The following is a 17,168-nucleotide window of genomic DNA, read 5'->3' as shown; positions in this document are numbered from 1 at the left end:
CCTTTGAGGTGATTTATTTTAAAACAACGGTCTTGTCTACGTTAATAAATACTCGGCGCTCTAAAACGTATTGCAATGCGCGCTCTAACACCATGCTTTCGCTATGACGTCCGGTTCTGAGTAAATCTTGCGGTGAATGAGCATGGTCAACCCGCTCTACGCCTTGTTCAATAATCGGGCCTTCATCTAAGTCGGGCGTCACGAAATGGGCGGTGGCGCCAATGAGCTTGACGCCGCGCTCGTGGGCCTGTTCATAGGGCCTCGCGCCACGAAAGCCGGGTAAAAAGGAATGGTGAATATTAATGGCCTGCTGGCTTAAGCGCTGGCAAGTCTCTGGGCTCAGAATTTGCATATAGCGGGCCAATACCACGAATTCTGCATTCAGCTGGTCTTTTAAGGCCAATATTTGCTGCTCTTGCTGGGCACGATTGTCGTTATTCACGGGTAAGTAGTGGTAGGGAATGTTGTGGTGGTCGGCGGTGGGCTTTAAGTCCAGATGGTTAGACGCAATGCCGACAATGGCCATGTTTAAGCCACCTAATTTGGTGGCACCGATTAAGGTGTGCAGACAATGATCGGTTTTCGACACGAGGATCAGCACTTTGGTGGGTTGGGATAGGTCCCAAATGTGGCCTTCAGCATCTTGTCTCAGGATGAACTGTTGATACTGGTTTTGCAAAGGCATCAATTCATGTTCATGAATTTGAAACACGCAGCGCACATAAAAGTGCTGGCTGTGGGCGTCGTCAAAAACGGAAAACTGCTCAATATAGGCTCCGTGATTTTCTAAAATACTCGTTAATTCACTCACTTGACCCTGTTGGCTGGGCGCTGAGAAATTTAAAACATAGCGTTGATTCATCATCTCAAAATCCTTTGAGTCATCAGGAAACCGTGTCGCTTGGGACACGAAATGTGATTCATCATCTCAGCTTGCGTAATTTTAAACATATCCAAAACGACATCTAATGCTTGATATGCGACTCGGGGCACTTGAATTTCGAATGTCGCTTTTTGAATAGTTTGTGTCTTAGCGCGACGGTTTGGAAACGGCAGAATCACAATAATGACAGAAGCAGTCTAGCCGTGAGACATACGAGGAGGTAGTGATGAGTAGTGAATATTTCGATAAAAAAAACCGATACTCTTGGAAATCATTATTAAAAAATAGTTTTTCAGGGCATCAAAATTGGCCTCAGGCCCGACGCATGGCCACCTTACAAAGCCAGTATGACGTCATCATCATTGGTGGCGGCGGGCATGGTTTGGCCACGGCCTATTATTTAGCCAAAGAGCACAATGTTGGCAAAATAGCGGTGCTGGAAAAAGGCTATTTAGGCGGCGGGAATACCGCTCGCAACACGACGTTGGTGCGTTCAAATTATCTGTGGGAAGACGCCGCTAACTTATTTGAGCATTCATTAAAGCTGTGGGAAGGCTTGTCGGCAGACCTGAATTTCAACACTTTTTTTAGCCAGCGAGGGGTGTTTAATTTAGGCCATAATTTGCAAGACATGCGTGACATTGAGCGCCGTGTGAATGCCAATACATTGTTGGGCATCGACGCTTACGTCCTCAATGCCCAAGAAGTCCAAGACAAGATCCCGATTTTGGACTGTTCCAAACGCTCACGCTATCCCATTTTGGGCGCCAGCTGGCAGCCGCGGGGCGGCATTGCGCATCATGATGCGGTTGCCCGTGGTTTTGCCCGTGCCGCCAGTCATTTGGGCGTGGATTTGATTGAGAATTGTGAAGTCATCGGTATGGATATAGCCGAAGGCCGCATTCAAGGTTTGGAAACCACGCATGGCTATGTAAAGGCGAATCAAGTTGGCGTGGTGGCGGCTGGCCATACCTCGGTATTGGCGAATATGGCAGGGCTTCGTTTCCCCATTGAAAGCCATCCTTTGCAAGCTTTTGTGTCGGAGTCGATGCAAAAAGTATTAGACACGGTGGTGATGTCTAATGCCGTACATGGTTATTTGAGCCAGTCCGACAAAGGCGAGTTGGTCATCGGCGCCGGCATCGACAGCCATTTGGGCTACGGCCAACGAGGTAGCCCCCACTTGATTGAGCATACGGCGGCCGCGATTAAAGAGCTGTTTCCGCAGTTTTCACGCGTGCGCATGAATCGGCAATGGGGCGGTATTGTCGACACCACGCCCGATGCCAGCCCGATCATCAGCAAAACCCCCATTAAGGGCCTGTATTTTAACTGTGGCTGGGGCACGGGTGGCTTTAAAGCCACGCCTGGCTCGGGCCATGTCTTTGCCCACACCATCGCTCATGATGAACCCCATCCCTTGAATCGAGCTTTTACTTTGGAACGATTCAGTACGGGCCGACTCATCGACGAACACGGCGCAGCCGGCGTGGCGCATTAGGAGTATTAATATGTTGAATATCTATTGTCCATATTGTGCCGAAAAGCGGGATGAACAAGAGTTCCGCTATGCGGGCGAAGCCTATATTGCCCGCCCTGAGCGCCCCGATGAAGTTTCAGATGAAGAGTGGGGTGACTATGTTTTTATGCGCAGCAACCACAAGGGCTTGATTTGGGAGCAGTGGGAGCACGTTGCCGGCTGCCGTAAAGTGGTGGTGGTGAATCGTCATAACGTCAGTAATGTGATTCAAGCAACCTATACGCTTATTGGCGGTAAAGAGGCCTTTTTAGCCCGAGAACAAACGACACAGGGGGTTGTATGAGTGCACAGCGCGTTTTGAATGCATCGATGCAAATCAATGCCAAACAGGCCGTACAGTTTGAGTTTGATGGTCAAACCTATACGGGATTTGAGGGCGATACTCTGGCCTCCGCCTTATTGGCTAATGGCGTACGAGGCCTAGCACGCAGCTATAAGTATGGTCGTCTGCGTGGCATCATGAGTGCGGGGGCCGAAGAGCCGAATGCTCTGGTTCAATTAGAAACGGGTGGGTTTACCACCCCCAATATTAAGGCCACTCAGGCTGAGCTGTATCCTGGCCTCATTGCCAAAAGAACCTCAGGCTGGCCCAGCTTGGATTTCGACGTCAAAGGCTTCATCGGTCAGGTTGGCAAAGGCATGATGCCCCCTGGTTTTTATAGCAAAACCTTTATGTGGCCCCAGTCTATGTGGCCCAAATATGAGCATGTGATCAGAAGCTTTGCTGGCTTTGGGTCTGCGCCGGCTGTGGCGGATGAGGAATGGTATGACCATCTTCATCATCATGTTGACGTATTGGTAGTCGGCGGTGGTTTAGCCGGTTTATTGGCTGCGCTAAATGCGGCAAAAGCAGGCTTTTCTGTCCTGCTGGTTGACGAGCAAAATCAACTGGGCGGATGGTTATTGTCTGATGCGCGTAGTCAGTTTGATGGCCTGTTCGGCCATGAGTATGTGCAGGCGCTGGTGCAGCAATTGGCTCAGTACGATCAGGTGACGGTGCTCACGCGCACCACGGCTTTTGCGCTACATGATCACAATTTGATTCAAGCCGTAGAGCTGCTGCAGGATCATGTGCCGATTGCCCAAAGAGATGCGGAGCAGCCCAGACAAAGGCTGCATCGTATTCGCGCCGAAAAAGTAATTTTGGCCAGCGGCGCCATCGAACGGCCTTTGGTTTTTGGCAACAATGACTTACCCGGTGTGTTTACCGTATCGGCGGCCCAAACCTATTTAAATCGCTATGGCGTGTTGCTGGGCCAGAAAATCGTGATCTGTGGCAATAATGACGAAATTTACTTGGCCGCACGAGACCTACATCAAGCAGGGGCGGCCGTGGTGGTGGCGGATGCACGCCGAGTCAGCACGGTGCCGTCTTACTTACCTAAGGAAGTACGGGTGTATTTAAAGACGGGGATTGCCACCGTTAAGGGTAAGAAAGAAGTGACGGGGGTCAAGCTGATTGACGTGGTGACGCAGCAAACGAATACGCTCGACTGCGACGTTGTGTTAAGCAGTGGTGGGTTGTCGCCAACGGTGCATCTGTATTGCCATGACATCAGCCGACCGATTTGGGACCAGGATAAGATGGCGTTTGTGGTGCCTCATCGCTATGCTGATTGTAAGCCAGCCATCTGTTGCGTGGGCGCCGTCACCGGTGAAAAAACCTGGCGGGGCAGCATCGAGCAAACTCAGCACATGCTCACCGATTTTTTCCAGGCTTACGATAAGGACGGTTCGCTCTTGCTGCCAGAGGCGGTAGAAGAGGCGCATCAAGCCATGGAATTGGTCGTGGCTTTACCCAGTGGCGCTGCGCCAGGTAAGGGTGACAAGGCGTTTGTAGACTACCAAAACGACGTCACCGCGGAAGACATTAAAATCACGATTCAAGAGAATTATCGCCACATTGAACACGTGAAACGCTATACCGCCTTTGGTTTTGGTACCGATCAAGGCAAGCTTTCTAGCGTGAATAGCTTTATTTTAACCGCAGAAGCCATGCAGGTGCCGATTGAAGAGGTCAGCACGACGACTTATCGCCCGGCCTATACGCCGGTTAGCTTAGGCGTTTTAGCGGGCTTGGATTCGGACACGACCTTTGACCCGGAGCGCATCACGGCGATGCATGAGCATCATCAAGCGCAGGGAGCCTTGTTTGAAGAAGTAGGCCAATGGTTACGCCCGTGGTATTTCCCTTTGGCAGGCGAAAGCATGACTGATGCCGTCAATCGTGAGTGCCTAGCCACGCGCACGTCGGTGGGCATCATGGATGCCTCGACGCTGGGGAAAATTCAAATTGATGGTCCTGACGCACGCGAGTTCTTAAACCGTATTTACAGCAACGCCTGGACTAAGTTAGAGCCTGGTAAGTGTCGTTATGGTTTGATGCTGGACGAAAACGGCATGGTCATTGACGATGGCGTGACCGCTTGCATCCATGATGAACAGTTTTACATGACCACCACAACCGGCGGGGCCGCCAATGTTTTAAGCTGGCTGGAGCGTTGGCATCAAACAGAATGGCCTGAGCTTAAGGTTTGGATGACTTCTGTGACCGATCATTGGGGCACGATTGCCGTGGTTGGGCCTAATGCTCGAGCCGTGATGACGCAGCTGTGTGACGACATTGATTTTGCCGCGGATCAATTTGCCTTTATGGATTGGCGTAGCGGCACCGTTGCTGGCATTCCAGCACGGGTGTTCCGCGTGAGTTTTTCGGGTGAGCTGGCGTATGAAATCAATATTGAGGCAGGCTTTGCGCATCACGTTTGGGCCCAAGTCATGCAAGCTGGCGCAGCGTTTGACATCACCCCCTACGGTACGGAGACGATGCACGTATTGCGCGCTGAAAAAGGCTTTATTATCGTCGGCCAGGATACTGATGGTTCGGTGACGCCGATTGATTTAGGGATGGCATGGGCCGTGGGCATGAAAAAACCATTTTCTTTCTTGGGGCGACGCTCTTTATCGCGTAGCGATACTGCGCGCAGCGACAGAAAACATTTAGTGGGGCTCTTGCCGCACGATGTGCATGCAGTGATTCCGGAGGGTGCACAGGTGGTTGCCTCTAATCAATTCACCCCGCCTAAGGCCGGCAGTCACGATGCCAAGATTCCATTCATGGGCCACATCACCTCTAGCTATTTTAGCGCCTTCTTAGGGCGGTCAATCGCCATGGCCGTGGTTGAAAATGGTCGTGAACTGATTGGCCAAACCTTATATGCGTTTGCGGGTGGCCAGCTCATTCCGTTTACCGTTGCACAAAGTGCGATTTTTGTTGATGAAAAGGGAGAACGTCAACATGCTTAATTCATCCATTATAAAACAGTGGCAGATGCCTTTACACGCTCAGTGGCAAAGCCTGCCAGAGCAGGCCGCCAATACGCGCTTGAACTACAGCAGTGGTGGGGCATTGGGCTTCATTAATTTACGTGGTCTGGTGGGTGATCCGGCCTTTGTTGAGGCGGTGGCGTCGGTTTTAGCCTGCGCCTTGCCGACCGAGCCTAAAGGCATGGTTTATGCCCAAGAGGCCGCCGTGTGTTGGCAATCTCCCGATGAGTGGACGCTGATTTGTGCTTATGGCGTGAAAGATCGGCTTTTGTCTCAGCTACAGCTTGCCTTAAAAGGGGTGCATGCCCAAGTGGTCGATAACAGCGGCGGCCTCATGATGCTGAGGATTCATGGGTCGGATGCGGCCACCGTGCTGCGGCATTTGTCTCCTTATCCTATTTTGAGCATACAAAAAGGCAGGTGTGTGCAAACCATAGGTAAAAAAACGCCGTTTTTAATATGTTGTATTGATCAAGGCGATTATGCTTTAATTTTCAGAAGGAGTTTTGCCGAGTACCTTTGGAAGATTTTAGACAAAACAGCCAGGCCATACGGATTCTCTTTACAAAAAAAATGGGCGATTGAAGAAGAAAACTGGCAAAGATACACCCAGCCATAATGAAGAAAACCCTGATCCTTTTGTGATTAGGGTTTTGTTGTCTATAAGAATAGGGTGATCTTGATCTGGTGATGAGCGATAAAAGAGGAGAATGACATGCAGCATAAAAAAATACCCCAGCATGATACACAGAAAATAGGCTTCATCTTGTTACAAGGCTTCACCTTTATTACCTTTGCGAGCGCAGTCGATGTTTTGAGAATGACCAATTACTTAAGCCAGAAGGAAGGGTATGAATGGTCGGTGTTTCAAGAGCCAGGCGTATTGGCCAGTAATGGTTTAAGCATAGGCGCCACGACAGACGCCAAAGGCCTGTTTGCATGTGACATGGTTTTTGTCTGTGCGGGTGTCGATGTACAAGAGGCAACTACGCCAGCGATTAAGGTTTTGCTACAACAGTTGGCCCAAAAAGGCATTGTATTGGGCGGATTATGCAATGGCTCCATTGCTTTAGCGCTGGCTAAATTGATGGACGGCTACGAGGGAACGGTTCATTGGGAGAGCCTGCCTGCGGCCAAAGAGGTCTTTCCTAAAGTCCATTTTACGGATCAACTGTACGTCATCGACCGAGATCGTTTAACCTGTTCCGGTGGTCATGCCGCCATGGACATGATGTTGCAATTAGTCAGACTGCATCACGGCAAAAATTTGGCCCATTCTGTGGCCGAACAGTTCGTCATGGATAGAATCCGCGAAGGGGAGTCAATTCGTTATAAAAACAATCCCAATACGGTTGGTCCGGGTTTTGATTATGTAGAAACAGCGGTGGCTTTAATGCAGGCCAATTTGGATGAAGTGCTGACGATGCAAGAAATTGCAGAGCTTATCCCCTTATCGTTACGGCAGCTAGAAAGGCTATTTAAGCGTTATTATGACACCACGCCAGCACAGTATTATTTACAGCTACGGTTACGCTATGCCAAAGACTTATTGTCGCAAACCAGCCTGTCCATCATGCAAATCACCGTGGCGTGTGGCTTTTTAACGTCTTCTCATTTTGCCAAAGCGTATCGGAATTTTCATGGGTATTCGCCGCGAGAACAGCGTAAGCCGCTGAATCCTGCGTTTAAATACAAAGCCGAAGGCTCTGCTGGCGTGTTTGTCAATGGCGTCAGCTAGCCAAGACAATGTCGTTTGTGCTATGTTTTATATGCTAGTGGATTTTTATGTTACGGCGCCAGCCTGAGGCCTTTCTCTCTATGTCGGGGTAGGTGTTAGCTATGAAAGGAAGCATGATGTTATCAAGACGGCAAGGATGCGGTTTAGCGATGGTGATGCTGTTGGCCGGTTGCGCGATGAGTCCTCAGTTTGCTGGGGAAAGTGCTTCATTTGGCAGTCATACTTTAAAAGCCGACGTGTTGAAGTCGATCAAAAATTTTGAGCAGATACGGCAAGGTTGTCGTCAGATCACCTCGGTACGCAGCCAAATCGTGGACCAGAAAGTGGACGGCAGCGGTCGTCCGATCAGCTCAACTGAAGTGTGGCAGATAGATGCCTGTGGGCAGCAAAGCCAATACCAAGTCGGGTTAAGAGAGGATGGCCAGGGGGGCACGTTTATCAACACCCGCCGTCTCCAACCCTAAGGGGTTTTAATGCCCCTTAAATCATGGCTCATAGAGCTTGAAGTGCAGGAAAAGGCAGTGCGGGGCGGTGCCGTGGCTGTGTTGGCGTTAGAAAAAGCGTGGTTTTTTTGGTCGTACTTGTGAGGCATTTATCTATCTAGATCTAAATTTAAGTTATTATTCTAATTTTTAAGTTGGGCGATCAGCCTTGGGGTCAGGCCGAAGCTTAAGGGTTTGATGTAGGGCGAGGATGTTTTGATTCTACGTGCTCGGATTTAAACAACTTTAGAGTGATGGTTGGCGAAGCAAAGCATGCTGATGCTTAGTAAACATGAGGGTTGTTGCGGTTGATGAATCAAAAAATCACTTCATTGGGTGTGATCATGGCATGGCCATTGTTGGTTTTTATGGCCATGTGTTGGTACAACGTTTGGTTTGTCCAACGAGACTTCTTTAATAGTTGGTCATTTGTGGCTTTAGCCCTGTTTTTTGTATACCTAGAGCTGGCCATTGTGCTGGTGTGGTTGTGCTGCATTGGCTATCGTCAACAGAAGTTCATGAAGTCAGCAATAGGCCTAAGCATTTTGTTTGTTTTACTCAGCGCCGTATTGCTGCCCGCATGGTTTACTGGCTTGTTAACGGTGGCCTTGGGCTTGACTTGGTGGGTGACCCACCGCAATCTTAATGCCAACGCCTAGACGGGTGTTGGCAATCATTAAATAGTCTACGCTGGACGTTTGGTTTATTCAGGGCTTGGCCAGCCAGAGCGCACCTTAAGCGGTCATATTCCGGCTAAGAAGCCTGTTGTTTATTATGGAAATAGCAAAGTTATGAGTTTGATTGATTGTGAAGTAGATTTAAGCCAGGTGTTTAAAAAAGTGTATGTGGATGAATCCCCCCAATTGATAGACGTCATTCGGAAATTTACTTTTTTATGGATGTGTTTTGACAAAAGTTTTATTTCTAATCCCAGAAGTTCGAGTAAAAATGCGCAGATTAAAGGGTTTTCTCGCCAGTATTATCGAGAAATCAATAGGCATTTACCCCTCTATGAGGCCTATATTGGCTGCGCACGGTATTTTCATGAGCGCTATCAAGATCCTGATTTACGTGAGAAACTAGGCTATTCTTTGAATGCAAAGGGCTTGCCCAATCAGGCGCAGCTTGGGCTAAATCAATTTTTTGACGGTGACTTTGAGCGAATTTTGGACATCAAGAAATTAGAGTGCAGTCTACAGATCATTTATCGATTTTCCTGCAACCTTTTCGATGGAAAAGCGCGAGACAAAGGCTTTGGCTGCCAAATTGAGAACGTGAAGCAGGCGAATAATCTACTCTATCACTTAAATATGGCCTTGTTGCCAGAGCTATAGGCCATGCTAATGGCTGGCTGATGCAGCCGATGTTGTCGGAGAATAGAGGTTAAAAATAGTCATGGCGTGTGAATTTTAGGAAAAAAACGGCTATGAGCAGCAGCATCGTTGGTTAAAACGATGTGATAGGGGGGCGCTTCAGTACCTGTTAATGGCGGTGGCCTCGCTGTGATCTGGGCTTACTCCCTTCTTTTTATTTCAATGGTTTAAGATGCTTTGGGCGAGCCGCCCCTTGGGCTAAGGGCGATCGGCGCGATGAAGACCGAGAAGATAGAGTAAAGGCCCATAGTTTTTTATCTTGGCTGACTATGTTCATTGAATATAAACTATTGGTTGTCTTTATAGTTAATGATTTATAATTGTTTTTTATCAAATATAGTGATTAATAAAATGAAAAAAACCTTACTGATGATTGCAGCATCTTTGGCTTTGGCCGCTTGTGGTTCTGAGAAGGAAGGCGATAAAGCCGAATCTGTTGTGTCTGCAGAATCTGCGATGCCGCAAGAGTGTAAAGCTTACCTAGATCAAATGAATGAGCTCATCAGCGCCAACCCAGCCATGGCTGAGCAGTTTAAAGAAGCGATTAAAGCAACTGAGGATCAATGGAAAGACATTCCTGAAGCATCTAAAGCCGCCGCTATTGAGGCGTGTAAACAAGCGACTGAGCAATTTAAGTTAATCCCTAAGGGTTAATGTCGAGTTAATCTGACTTAATGGCCATCCAGAGGGTGGCCATTTTTAATGTTTAACCGTGTGCCACTGAGCAGCGCGGCTTCCACGGAGATGACCACCTTAGGGTGGTTTTTTTGATCCAGGCGTGGCAGATAACTGTAAGAGCGAGCATCTTTCCTTATCATTCTTTTAAGCCGGTGGTGATAAGGAGGTTGAGGCGCGTTTGGGCATGGGCTACAAAATCAATAACTTGGGATAGAGCTGAATGCCAGTCATGGGTTGTGTGCCCTAAGTATTCGGCACAGGCGGTTGCCAACAGCTGAGCGTGTTGGGCAGGCAGCTGAGAGGCGGCGGTTTGGCCTTTGGTGGTGATTTTGTGGGTGTGGACGCTGTACCAGATACGCCCTATGGCCAGAATGATGTTGCGCTCGTCACCGCTTAAGTCGTCGGGGCTTCGCCATTGGTTTAGCGTGTGTTGAAACGTACTTAAGAGGTCTTCTTTGGGGATGGGATTAAACAGAGTCTTTGCGTCTGGCCCAATAAGACGGTGGCTGGCTTGGCCGGCCTGCGCCAATAAAATAGCTAAGCCAGGGTCTGGCTGTGGGGGGCATAGGTGTGGGCCAGAATGTCGTCTCGTAACCATTCGCCAAACTGTAGGTCACTTATGGGGGGAACCGCGAGGGCTGCACATGAGCATATACGACGACGGTCACCTCTAGCGCACGCAGTGTTGCGAATGTTGCCCGAAAGGCCGATTGCGCCAGTAAGCCTTGCATTAAGGCATGGGGGTTGATCTTGACTAAGAGGCTGGCGTACGGTGACCAATAGGTCGATATCGCTATAGTATTTTAAACCGCCGTCAATGGCTGAGCCATAGAGGTGAATCGCCAGAACATTTTACGCCATAGGTTGAGTGATGAAGGTTTGGACGGCAGCGATTTGGCGCTGGTCGGTATTTGAGAGATGGGTGAGCATGGGCTGAGTTAGTGAGTATGCATCATATTGATTGAAGCACATAAGCGCGCTTTGGTCGAAAGCAAGGGTAGGCGTTTAGGAAAGCTGTAGATAGTGAATCACGGCATCGGCATCTAGATAGGTGACGTTGATCACTTGATGGGCATGATTTGGCCCAGTATGGGCCTCGATACGGCTACGCACAAAAGTCACGGAGTGGATTGTGTCTAGGTGCCAGATCAATCCCTGTATTTTTCTAACCGAACCCAGCGTCAATACTTCTTGTTCTAAAGTATCTAAGCACTTAACGGCACAAGGAGCGCAAGCGATAACTAAACTAAGCATAGTTATTCCTTCGGGGTATGTGGTTTTAAGTTCGAGTTCGTTTTAAAGCACCACTACGGAGGATACTAAAAGCGTAGCTGGCTTTATTATTAAATACTTATTTATAAATCATCATACTATAACCATCGGAAATATCTATATATTTTATTTGAAAATAGTGATTTTGGTTTGGGTTGTGCGTGGCTGGGGGCCTTATTTTTAAGGGAAACGGTTTCATGCAGGCTATTTATAGCGTGTAGAGGGTGTGTTGTCTTAGAGTTGAACTGGATGGTTAACGTTTTCTTTTTGCTTTCAAGAGCCTATGTGATCCGCTATTTAGGAGAAAGAAAAGGGCAGAGATTGTCTGCTTGATGCACATCAATAGGCTAAGGGGTATGTGGTTTTCCACAATATACGCGTACAGGGCAAAAGGGAAAAATAGGCGCAACAATAAGGAACATCCTATGAAAAAAATCTATTTCACATTGAGTGCCTTGGCCGTGATTGGCGTTGTTGCCGCCTACGGTGGATCGCATGCCCTGATGTCTGCTCGACAACAAACCATTGAGCCTAAATTAACTGCCAGTGCCGATGTGGTACAGCGGGGCCAATACGTGGCGCAAAGCTCCGACTGCTTTGCCTGTCATAGTGTGCCTGGTGGCGCGCCCTACGCAGGCGGGCTGGCGATGCAAACCCCAGTTGGGGCGATTTACTCGACCAATATTACGCCTGACGTGGAGACAGGTATTGGTGGCTACTCATTGGCCCAGTTTGCCAATGCGGTAAAACATGGGGTACGTCAAGACGGTGCCCCCTTGTATCCTGCTATGCCTTATCCTTCTTATACCATTATGCCGGATGAAGACGTGGAGGCGATGTACGCCTACTTTATGACTGAAGTGAAGCCAGTGAAGCAAGAGAACCAAGCGTCTACCTTGCCAACGGTAATGAGTATGCGTTGGCCAGTTGCTTATTGGCAGGCGCTGTTTGCGCCCTCGCGTGAGTTTAAGCCTCATTCTGAGTGGGATGCACAAACCAAGCGTGGTGCCTATCTAGTAGAAGGCCCTGGACACTGTGGTGCTTGCCATACACCACGTGGTGTGGCCTACCAAGAAAAAGCCATGAGTATGGCCGATAACGACAGCTTCTTGTCTGGTGCGGTAGTGGATGGCTGGCGAGCGAAGAGCTTGCGCGGTGAGGGCAATGGTTTGGGCGAGTGGAGCGAGGCGGATATTACTCAGTTCTTGCAAACCGGCCGCACCGATAAGATCATTGCGTTCGGCGCCATGGCCGATGTGGTGGAACACAGCACTCAACACATGACCACTGAAGACCTAGGCGCCATGGCGAAATATTTAAAATCTTTGCCTGCTACCTCGGGTCGTCCCCTAGAGCGACCGACTCAAGAAGATAAAACCACCCAAGCCTTATTGGACGGTACGGATACCAGCCGCGGTGCTTTGCTGTACACAGAAAATTGTATTGTTTGCCATCGGGCTGATGGTAAGGGTGTCCCACGGATTTTCCCAGCCATGGATGACAACAGTGCCGTCGTGGCCAACAATGCCCAGTCGGTGATCCAAGTGACCTTAGAGGGTGGCCGTATGGCGGACACGCCGCACGACAAGATGGCATTTACCATGCCGGCGTTTAATAAGCTCAGCGATGAAGACGTGAAAGACATTGTCAACTTTGTGCGCACCGAGTGGACCAATAATGCGCCGCGTATTGAGACTAAGGACGTGACTGAAATCCGTCGCTTCTTAGAGAAGAAATCACCCCATTATTTGGGAGAGAAACAATGAAACCATTGAAACTAGCCTCCTTGCTGGCCGCCATTCCCTTAATGCTTGCCGTTGCAGCCTGTTCTGATCAGCCTACTGCGGCCAAGCCTAGTCAATATGAAGTTAAGGTGGGCGATGAAATTGTCAAAACGGATTACAGCGTACCTAATCAGAAAGATTTAGCTGAGCATGAGAACCGTGATTTGATTTTGTACGGTGGTCGTCTATTGAATGAAACCAAGCGGCTGTTGCCCAATAATGTAGGCGCACAAATGAACTGTAACAGCTGCCACATGGGTAATGGTAAGGAAGAAAAAGGAGCGCACTATGTGAATGCCTATAATAGCTACCCTAAGAAAATGCCGCGGGCGGGTAAAATGGTGGATTTGCCGATGCGTATTAATGGTTGCTTCCAACGCTCGATGAACGGTAAGCCGCTTGCGGTGGACAGTAGAGAAATGCAGGCGATGCTGGCCTATATGGCCTGGCTGAGCGAAGGTTTGCCTAAAGGTGCGCAGGTACAGATCGATGTGGGGGGGAAGATTGATGACAGCATTGAACCCAACCCTGAGCGTGGTAAACAGCTTTATGCCCAGCAGTGTGCCAGCTGTCATGGTGATAACGGCGAAGGCATGAATGATGCGCGCGGTAACGCAGTGTTCCCACCGTTATGGGGTGAGCAGTCCTTTAATATTGGTGCTGGTTTGGCCAGAACCTATAAGGCAGCCGCCTTTATTCGAGACAATATGCCCATGTCGGTGCAAAAGCATGGCGTGTGGGGTCAAGGTGGGGTGCTGACGGATCAAGATGCCGTAGACATTGCCGAATACTTTACCCATCAGCCACGGCCTGATTTTGCCGGCAAAGTGAATGATTGGCCTAATGGTAACAAGCCCAAAGATGCACGTTATTAAGTAAGTAGGAGAAAGAGGAAGCGAAAGCCGTGTGAATACACGGCTTTTTTTGTGGGTGTTTGAAGGGGAAACTGTGTGAATCTTGCGCGATTAACGCTGTTTTTTCTACCCGTCTCGCCTTTGTAGGACAGTGATTTTGACGATAGATGGGCATGAGCTTAGTGGCCAGTTTCTGTAAAAATGCGGCATGAAATAGGCTGGGCTAGGCGGTTGTTTTGAGTCTAAATAAATTACATAAATATACGTAAAATTGCTTTAATTTACAGTTTGTTAACATTTCATAACACTTCTGATTCGTATACTAAATATATCATAAATATTATTGTAAACAACGATTAGGAGTGTGTCATGAAACCTTCAATGCCCCACAAAAAAATCGCGATCTTAATTTCCTCGTTAACCATGGTGATGGGCGGTGCTGTTTGGGCCGATAATGTGGTCTGCAGCAATACTTTGTATTACTGCGGTGCAAAATCGGGTGATGACGTGTTTATTTACACGGATAAGCCTGGTGGGATTAAACCATTACAGGGTTACGGCGTGTATTTGAGTTCAACGAAGCATAACTTTAATGACTTGACCATTGAAACCACGGGCAGTAAGGCCGATGGGATTCGAAGTAATGGCAATAAAGGCAGTTTTTTTGTTGCTCAAGGTAAGGTAGACATTTCTGCCTCTGGCTCTGGCTCTGATGGCATTAATTTAGGCGCCAAAGGTGGACCTGGTAGTGATCCTAATGAAGTGGCCAACAATACGGTGATCTTAAGCGGCTCCGAAGGTAAAATCAGCGCCGATGCCATTGCCGTTCGGGCCAATAATAACCTCGGAGCTGGGTCGGAATCCATCATCATCTTGGGGGATAACTTCACCATTGAGCAAACCGGCACTAAGGTGGACAACAAGACTGAATCGACAGGTTATGCTGTTTATGCGGGTAACCGAGATGAGGACATCAGTGGTTTTGGCACACTAGATTGGCTGCTTAAGGGGCACCGTAACAACAATAAAGGCAGGTCCTACGTCTTTATCGGTGACAATGCAGTGATTTCATCCGCAGGGCAGTCAAGCGCAAACCAGCAAGGTGCTGCGGTTTATGCCAATAAAGGTGGCTTGATTCAGCTGGGCAATAATGTGACCGTTACGGCGCCGGAAGGGGCTTACCATCTGTATGCGTCGACTGAGAAACAAAACACCGGCACCAACAATGCTGGGCAGGTGGCGGAGGAGCGCTCCGGCACGATTTTGCTGACGGGTGATGCCAATATCAATCAATCAGGCTCTGCTACTGAAGTGGTCATGCAGGCTAAGGGCGCAGGCTCGGTGATCCAAAGTGGCTATGTAGATTTGGCCTATACCGACACCGACACCACCATTGGTACCGAGGTTCATGCCTCTGGCGGTCGATTTTTGATGAATGGTGGACTCTCTGCTGTCGAGGGCGGTACGGTTGATTTAAACATGACGAATGGCTCTCAGTTTAAAGGCTTTACCACACAAGATGTCGATTCTACGGTTAATGTGGCACTGTCTGGCGATCAAAGCCGCTGGCAGATGACGCAAGAATCAACGTTAAATCAGCTCATCTTGGCGGACGGTGCTGTCTTAGACGTGACCTCAGGAGTCGCTGATCCTACGCAAAAAGACTTTGTGCTCAATGGTGACGTCACCAGCGCCTCTGGCGTGATTTCCTTAGCTGGCCCTAACAACCGCTACCAGAATACGTTCACCATTAATGGAGACTACACGGGTAAAAATGGTGTGGTGCAGATGAATACCGAATGGCTAGCGCCAGGCGGACCTAATGGAGAAGATTCTCAATCTGATGTGCTGATCATTACGGGCCAAGCGAGTGGTAACACACAGGTTGTTCCCATTGGCAAAGACGGTAAGGTGATGGTGATTGATGGTGATGTGGCCCCAAGCCAAGATGTGCTGAACAGTGTGTATGTGGTGAAAACCGGCGGTGCCAGCGACGGCGCATTTGTCGGGACGATCAGAACCAAAGGCCTGGGTGAGGCGCAGCTGGCCCGCGTCGGCGATGATTTTCGCTGGACCTTAGAGGCGCTGGACCCTGATCCGCCAATTGATCCGCCCATTGATCCGCCTATCGATCCCCCGATTGATCCTCCCATCATTGATCCTCCAATTGTGAAGCCTGAAATTATTGCGCCTGAAGTGTCCGCCTATGCCCAAATGGCTTATGCGAATATGGAGCTAGGCTACACCACCTTGGGTACGCTGCATGAACGGGTGGGGGATGGTCAGGCGCAAAAAACACGGCCACAAAGCTGGGGCCGCGTGGTGGTGAAACATTTGGAGGCCGAAGGTAAGGGCCGATTGAATCAAGACGGTGAGCAGGTTGTGCTGCAGTTTGGTCGCGATGTTGCCGTCAACCACAATGAAGCCGATGGCTCTAGCCAACATACTGGCCTGATGGCCTCGTATGGTCACTATGCCAATGATTATTTTGATCGCCACCATGTACAAAATGGCGTTGTGGTGGGCCAGCGTTACACTGGCAAGACCCAAACGGATGCGGCTACTGTGGGTGTTTACCATACCTATTATGCCCAGAGCGGTGGTTATGTGGATTGGGTGGGCCAGGTTTCGTATTTGCGTAACCGCTATAAAGCCCGTAATGGTGTGGATGCGAGCCAGCATGGTTGGGGCGCAGCCGCATCGGTCGAAGTGGGCCAGCCTTACTTAATTAAAAACAGCCAATGGACGGTTGAGCCGCAGGCACAGCTGGTGTATCAATACCTTAATTTGGATAGCTTTAATGATGGCTTGAAATCCATTAGCCAAGACAGTAACCACGGCGTGCGTGGCCGCTTAGGAACTCGAGTGGTGTATCAGCCTAGTGAAGCGCCAGAGCAAGGCCAACAGTTTTATGGCCTGGTGAACGTATGGCATGATTTTGTTAAGCCTAAAGCGGTTCGTATTGACCACGCTTCGATTCGGGAGACGTATAACCAAACCTGGGGTGAATTAGGCCTGGGCTTGCAAATACCCACCAGTGAAGCTTCTTACGTTTATGCCGATGCACGTTATGAGCATTCATTTGGCGGCGATAAGCGTGAAGGTTATCGTGGCACGGTAGGCTTTAAATATTCATGGAAATGATGAGTGAGCCCATCATTGGTTCAGGAACCCCTCAAGTGAGGGGTTTTTTTATGCTGAATGGCGGTTGATATACATTGACGCTTGAATAATCAT

15 protein-coding genes are annotated in these 17,168 nt (G+C 49.1%); 12 read left to right on the top strand and 3 right to left on the bottom strand.

Annotation, left to right across the window (positions count from 1 at the left end):
- Nucleotides 1-13: 13 nt before the first annotated feature.
- Nucleotides 14-865 (bottom strand): formyltetrahydrofolate deformylase, encoded by an 852-nt coding sequence (gene purU / locus AB8Q18_08185; GenBank protein ID XDZ50175.1) that lies wholly within the window; start codon nt 863-865, stop codon nt 14-16.
- 244 nt (nt 866-1,109) lie between these two features.
- On the opposite strand from purU, the gene AB8Q18_08180 reads away from it, so the two are divergent.
- From AB8Q18_08180 to AB8Q18_08140, 9 genes are all read left to right on the top strand, one after another.
- A complete protein-coding gene (locus AB8Q18_08180) occupies nt 1,110-2,384 on the top strand; it encodes a sarcosine oxidase subunit beta family protein (protein ID XDZ50174.1) in 1,275 nt (424 codons plus the stop codon).
- A 10-nt stretch (nt 2,385-2,394) separates the two neighbouring features.
- A complete protein-coding gene (locus AB8Q18_08175) occupies nt 2,395-2,706 on the top strand; it encodes a sarcosine oxidase subunit delta (GenBank protein XDZ50173.1) in 312 nt (103 codons plus the stop codon).
- A complete protein-coding gene (locus AB8Q18_08170) occupies nt 2,703-5,729 on the top strand; it encodes a sarcosine oxidase subunit alpha family protein (GenBank protein XDZ50172.1) in 3,027 nt (1,008 codons plus the stop codon). The genes AB8Q18_08175 and AB8Q18_08170 overlap by 4 nt, the downstream gene beginning before the upstream one ends.
- Nucleotides 5,722-6,369 carry a sarcosine oxidase subunit gamma gene (locus tag AB8Q18_08165; protein XDZ50171.1) on the top strand — a complete coding sequence of 216 codons (648 nt, stop codon included), beginning with the start codon at nt 5,722-5,724 and terminating at the stop codon, nt 6,367-6,369. The genes AB8Q18_08170 and AB8Q18_08165 overlap by 8 nt, the downstream gene beginning before the upstream one ends.
- A 96-nt stretch (nt 6,370-6,465) precedes the next feature.
- The gene (locus tag AB8Q18_08160) at nt 6,466-7,488 is read left to right on the top strand and encodes a GlxA family transcriptional regulator (protein XDZ50170.1); all 1,023 of its coding nucleotides are present in this window, start codon (nt 6,466-6,468) and stop codon (nt 7,486-7,488) included.
- A gap of 113 nt (nt 7,489-7,601) precedes the next feature.
- The gene (locus AB8Q18_08155; GenBank protein XDZ50169.1) at nt 7,602-7,952 is read left to right on the top strand and encodes a hypothetical protein; all 351 of its coding nucleotides are present in this window, start codon (nt 7,602-7,604) and stop codon (nt 7,950-7,952) included.
- Nucleotides 7,953-8,281: 329 nt separating this feature from the next.
- On the top strand, nt 8,282-8,629 hold the full coding sequence (locus AB8Q18_08150; protein ID XDZ50168.1) for a hypothetical protein: 348 nt from the start codon (nt 8,282-8,284) through the stop codon (nt 8,627-8,629).
- 39 nt (nt 8,630-8,668) lie between these two features.
- Complete coding sequence (locus AB8Q18_08145; GenBank protein ID XDZ50167.1) at nt 8,669-9,304, top strand: hypothetical protein; 636 nt, start codon at nt 8,669-8,671, stop codon at nt 9,302-9,304.
- A 390-nt stretch (nt 9,305-9,694) separates the two neighbouring features.
- Nucleotides 9,695-9,997: a hypothetical protein gene (locus AB8Q18_08140; GenBank protein ID XDZ50166.1), complete on the top strand. Its 303-nt coding sequence runs from the start codon at nt 9,695-9,697 to the stop codon at nt 9,995-9,997.
- Nucleotides 9,998-10,157: 160 nt separating this feature from the next.
- Here the strand turns inward: AB8Q18_08140 and AB8Q18_08135 are convergent, their stop codons facing one another.
- Both AB8Q18_08135 and AB8Q18_08130 read right to left on the bottom strand, forming a co-directional pair.
- A complete protein-coding gene (locus AB8Q18_08135) occupies nt 10,158-10,619 on the bottom strand; it encodes an aminoglycoside adenylyltransferase domain-containing protein (GenBank protein ID XDZ50165.1) in 462 nt (153 codons plus the stop codon).
- 407 nt (nt 10,620-11,026) lie between these two features.
- On the bottom strand, nt 11,027-11,275 hold the full coding sequence (locus AB8Q18_08130; protein ID XDZ50164.1) for a hypothetical protein: 249 nt from the start codon (nt 11,273-11,275) through the stop codon (nt 11,027-11,029).
- Between the two features lie 443 nt (nt 11,276-11,718).
- On the opposite strand from AB8Q18_08130, the gene AB8Q18_08125 reads away from it, so the two are divergent.
- The 3 genes from AB8Q18_08125 to AB8Q18_08115 all read left to right on the top strand — a co-directional run bounded on the left by AB8Q18_08125 (nt 11,719) and on the right by AB8Q18_08115 (nt 17,075).
- Nucleotides 11,719-13,059: a cytochrome c gene (locus tag AB8Q18_08125; GenBank protein ID XDZ50163.1), complete on the top strand. Its 1,341-nt coding sequence runs from the start codon at nt 11,719-11,721 to the stop codon at nt 13,057-13,059.
- Entirely contained in the window at nt 13,056-13,952 is an 897-nt protein-coding gene (locus AB8Q18_08120; protein ID XDZ50162.1) for a c-type cytochrome, read from the top strand. Before AB8Q18_08125 ends, AB8Q18_08120 begins: the two co-directional genes overlap by 4 nt.
- Nucleotides 13,953-14,300: 348 nt before the next feature.
- On the top strand, nt 14,301-17,075 hold the full coding sequence (locus AB8Q18_08115) for an autotransporter outer membrane beta-barrel domain-containing protein (GenBank protein ID XDZ50161.1): 2,775 nt from the start codon (nt 14,301-14,303) through the stop codon (nt 17,073-17,075).
- Nucleotides 17,076-17,168: the final 93 nt, after the last annotated feature.

Source organism: Neisseriaceae bacterium CLB008, assembly GCA_041228285.1.
Taxonomy (GTDB): Bacteria; Pseudomonadota; Gammaproteobacteria; order Burkholderiales; family Neisseriaceae; genus JAGNPU01.
The sequence above is the reverse complement of the archived record's forward strand: the minus strand, read 5'-3'. Positions and strand labels throughout refer to the sequence as shown.

Bases quoted from the DNA above. Each gene is read 5' to 3' on its own strand.
- purU (XDZ50175.1), bottom strand. From the start codon at position 865: ATGATGAATCAACGCTATGTTTTAAATTTCTCAGCGCCCAGCCAACAG.
- AB8Q18_08180 (XDZ50174.1), top strand. From the start codon at position 1,110: ATGAGTAGTGAATATTTCGATAAAAAAAACCGATACTCTTGGAAATCA.
- AB8Q18_08175 (XDZ50173.1), top strand. From the start codon at position 2,395: ATGTTGAATATCTATTGTCCATATTGTGCCGAAAAGCGGGATGAACAA.
- AB8Q18_08170 (XDZ50172.1), top strand. From the start codon at position 2,703: ATGAGTGCACAGCGCGTTTTGAATGCATCGATGCAAATCAATGCCAAA.
- AB8Q18_08165 (XDZ50171.1), top strand. From the start codon at position 5,722: ATGCTTAATTCATCCATTATAAAACAGTGGCAGATGCCTTTACACGCT.
- AB8Q18_08160 (XDZ50170.1), top strand. From the start codon at position 6,466: ATGCAGCATAAAAAAATACCCCAGCATGATACACAGAAAATAGGCTTC.
- AB8Q18_08155 (XDZ50169.1), top strand. From the start codon at position 7,602: ATGATGTTATCAAGACGGCAAGGATGCGGTTTAGCGATGGTGATGCTG.
- AB8Q18_08150 (XDZ50168.1), top strand. From the start codon at position 8,282: ATGAATCAAAAAATCACTTCATTGGGTGTGATCATGGCATGGCCATTG.
- AB8Q18_08140 (XDZ50166.1), top strand. From the start codon at position 9,695: ATGAAAAAAACCTTACTGATGATTGCAGCATCTTTGGCTTTGGCCGCT.
- AB8Q18_08135 (XDZ50165.1), bottom strand. From the start codon at position 10,619: ATGGTTACGAGACGACATTCTGGCCCACACCTATGCCCCCCACAGCCA.
- AB8Q18_08130 (XDZ50164.1), bottom strand. From the start codon at position 11,275: ATGCTTAGTTTAGTTATCGCTTGCGCTCCTTGTGCCGTTAAGTGCTTA.
- AB8Q18_08125 (XDZ50163.1), top strand. From the start codon at position 11,719: ATGAAAAAAATCTATTTCACATTGAGTGCCTTGGCCGTGATTGGCGTT.
- AB8Q18_08120 (XDZ50162.1), top strand. From the start codon at position 13,056: ATGAAACCATTGAAACTAGCCTCCTTGCTGGCCGCCATTCCCTTAATG.
- AB8Q18_08115 (XDZ50161.1), top strand. From the start codon at position 14,301: ATGAAACCTTCAATGCCCCACAAAAAAATCGCGATCTTAATTTCCTCG.